The sequence below is a fragment of the Roseburia zhanii genome (genome assembly GCF_014287635.1).
Classification (GTDB): Bacteria; Bacillota; Clostridia; order Lachnospirales; family Lachnospiraceae; genus Roseburia_B; species Roseburia_B zhanii.
Genome location: NZ_JACOPH010000039.1, coordinates 1 through 3163 on the forward strand (window position 1 = coordinate 1; position 3163 = coordinate 3163).

At 36.6% G+C, this 3163-nt stretch carries 4 protein-coding genes and 1 pseudogene; all 5 read left to right on the plus strand.

Features of this window, described 5'->3' with window-relative positions; translation table 11 throughout:
- On the plus strand, positions 1–497 hold a 497-nt coding region (locus H8S17_RS15735), incomplete at its 5' end, for a DUF4885 family protein (RefSeq protein WP_186867862.1).
- Between the two features lie 82 nt (positions 498–579).
- Positions 580–1200, plus strand: a complete 621-nt coding sequence (locus tag H8S17_RS15740; protein ID WP_243238112.1) for a DUF6033 family protein — start codon at positions 580–582, stop codon at positions 1198–1200.
- Between the two features lie 46 nt (positions 1201–1246).
- Positions 1247–2020 (plus strand): hypothetical protein, encoded by a 774-nt coding sequence (locus H8S17_RS15745; protein WP_186867863.1) that lies wholly within the window; start codon positions 1247–1249, stop codon positions 2018–2020.
- A gap of 115 nt (positions 2021–2135) precedes the next feature.
- A complete protein-coding gene (locus H8S17_RS15750; RefSeq protein ID WP_186867864.1) occupies positions 2136–2840 on the plus strand; it encodes a hypothetical protein in 705 nt (234 codons plus the stop codon).
- 90 nt (positions 2841–2930) lie between these two features.
- A pseudogene (locus H8S17_RS15755) lies at positions 2931–3163 on the plus strand (DUF4885 family protein); the annotation flags it as partial.

The window sequence follows — 3163 nt, forward strand, 5'->3', positions numbered from 1 at the left end:
ATCAACTAACGGTGTCGGGAAATGCAGATAGAGATACATTATCGCAGATAGAAAAATTACTGAATGAAGGGGATAATGCGAAAAATATATGGACACATGCGTGGATTTGTATGCATGATGCAGATAATGAAATTGTTAATTCGCAGGCAAATATGACAAAGGCAAACCAATATTCTTTATGGCATGAAGTGTATGAGACAACCGGGTATGATGCACGCAATGCGACATATAAAAATGGTACTTTTATTGCAGAGGATGGTACAGATTTACTTGCATTGTTTAAGGAAAAATCTAAAAATGGTGCAGGGTATGAACTTTATTCTAAGAGATGGCTGCAATATGCTAAAAATGGCTGGAAGAAAGAAAATGATTTGGTATTAAAAATAGGCTTTGACAGCAGTGGATTGTATGATATAGGGCAGGAAAAAGGATATGGAGCAGCACAGAATATGTGGATGAAAGGTGTTAGCCAAAGTATATTTGAAGCTAGCGTGTAATCAATATTATATTGATTCTGAGAGAAATCCAACAGGTGGCATAGTTGGAAGGACTCCGAATAATGAAAGGAGATATGTTAATATGGCAGTTACAGGAATAGGAACATATGCGTCATATACGAATAGTTATGGCAATACACAAAATGCTGGAAACAAAACGGGCAGGACATATAAGAATGCTCATGAATATAAGAACTATTTAACACAAAAATACGAATGTTTACGAAGCAGGGATTATTCCGTAAATATAAACAGTTCTCTTTTGTCAAAGGCTATGGGAGATGAAAAGACAAAACAATGGTTGGAGTACAATTTATCGCTAATACCAAAAACAATAGAACAGTCAAGAGCTTATGTGGCAGCAAGAGGAGCAAAGATACTGAGTTATAGTATTACTATAAATGGATATGATAGCATGAGTTCTGTAATGTGTACTCAAGATGAAGTTGATCCGGGAACAGAAAAAGCAAGGAAAGAACTTGAAGAAAGACTCGAGAAAAGGAAAGCAGAAAAGAAAGAGACAGAGGAAAGACTGGAAAAACAGCGTGCCGAAAAACAGGAGCAGGAAGAACGGCAATATAATCTGAAAATTGATGGAAAAGATGTAGCTGACCTGACAGGAAAAATGGTGGAATTGCTAGGTACTTCAACTTCTATAGGAGTGACAGAAAATGGAGTTTCGGCATTTGATGCTTTGGCATAGGAACTTTGATATGAAACCGTAAGGTGTGCAATTAAAATAATGACTTATGCTAGAACATAAAATAGACAAAAATAAATTTGTTGATTTTTGCAATGGAGATGTAAAGGGAGAAGATACAGAGACACTGAATCATTTTGATGAACATACAAGATATCAGTTTACAAGAATGCTGTATGCATATGGAACCGGGATAACCGGACAGAATCCTTTTGCCAATGATGAGGAAGTCGAGATTACAGCGGATATAGACAGTGCAACCCATACTTCCTTTTATGTGAATGGGCAGAAAGCGTTTACAGCCATTACGGGTATGTCATATCTCCCATCCGAGATTCAAACCTTTGGAACCATACAGCAGCCATTTAAAACCAGAGGGTACAAACTATATGATCCCGGTACAAACAGTATCACGATTGGGGTTGGAAGCAGATTTAATCTTGGAAATGGATACAGCATGACGGTACAGGAAGTTTTTGTCTGGGGCGAGGGCTATGGAAACGGAAGCAAAGCAGATGATGAAAGATGTAATATGATAATCGGGGGATTAAATACCCTGATACATTTTGCGGACCAGCAGTATTTTTCCAGTATGACAGATCCATACACCGATTATATTTTAGACTTTCTTGCGTCCCAGGGAGTGGATACCAGCAGAGAATTTGTGATAAACGGGACACATTGCGAACTGGTAAATGGGAAAATAAGTGAAGTTGGTAACGATTATGTGGTGCCTAGTTCCATTCAGCAGAAAGCAGTGAAAAGATACAAAGAAAGTATGTCACAGCTTTTGAATGGCGGAACTTGGTATAGATGGTCATAAAAGTAATAGATCACTTGGACCGTTATGGAGAGTGAATAGGCGATGGTGAAATGTGAAAGGAACTGATATGAAAATATTTCAAACACCTTCTTACGATAGGTTTTGTTTATTCGAAATGGAAAGAAAGAGTAAAGATTTCAGAGGTATGGATGACAATGTTGCTTATAAAAATAAGCAGATAGACAATGTAGAAATATCGAATGAAGGAAGGCGGGCATTGCGGGAAAAATTAAGAGAAGTAAAGCCAAAAGTTGAGGAACCGATAGGATATGAATTAACAATACAAGATACAAATGAGGTTGAATGGGAACATTATACTTCAATGAGAGAATATAGTGGACTGACGTTAAAAGACGGAAAATACAATCTAGAAGATGTGATGAAGTCTGTGATGGATGCTTATGAAACACGTTACAATTATATTGTGAAAGAACATGAGAATGGAGAACGTCAGGTTTCTTATGACCTCACAGGAGAAAATTCATTAACACTTGATGAAGATTTGGCAGGTTTAGACAGGGCATATAATAAGCGATTAGCAAATCTGGCGGGATATATTGTATGTCAGCAGACAAATGACGGTTCTAAATTCTTTCAAACAACTAATGTGAAGAAGAATGCAGCAGAACAAAAAGAATATATAGATACTGCGGTATCCATGATGGAGAAAGCACAAAAAAGATTTTTAGAAATGCGTGAAGAACCGAAATACACAGCAGGAATTGCAAAGAGTGTAATTTGGGATATTATGAGTAGCGATAAGAACTTTATGGAAACGACTCAGAGGTTATTTGCTAAAACAATATATCACAATACTTAAAAAAATATTTTCTAGAGACATGAAAGGCTGTTTAATGTTATAAGAGAATGTTGGCAGTTGTTATGAGACTTATATAAGGTAGGAGATAATATGGTTACTGTAAATAATCATTACAACAACATACCAGTAGGCAGGGATTTAAATAATCTGCCAAACACTTCCAGTACTGGTACAACTGTAGGATATCAGTATGATGGACTTACAGAGGAAGATCGTTTCGTACAAAAAGTTTTGCAGGAGCATTATGATAAAGTGTACAAAGAAAATTTGTCTCATTCTGATCCAATGGCATATATCGAATCAAAATATTGTGATGTGACCTC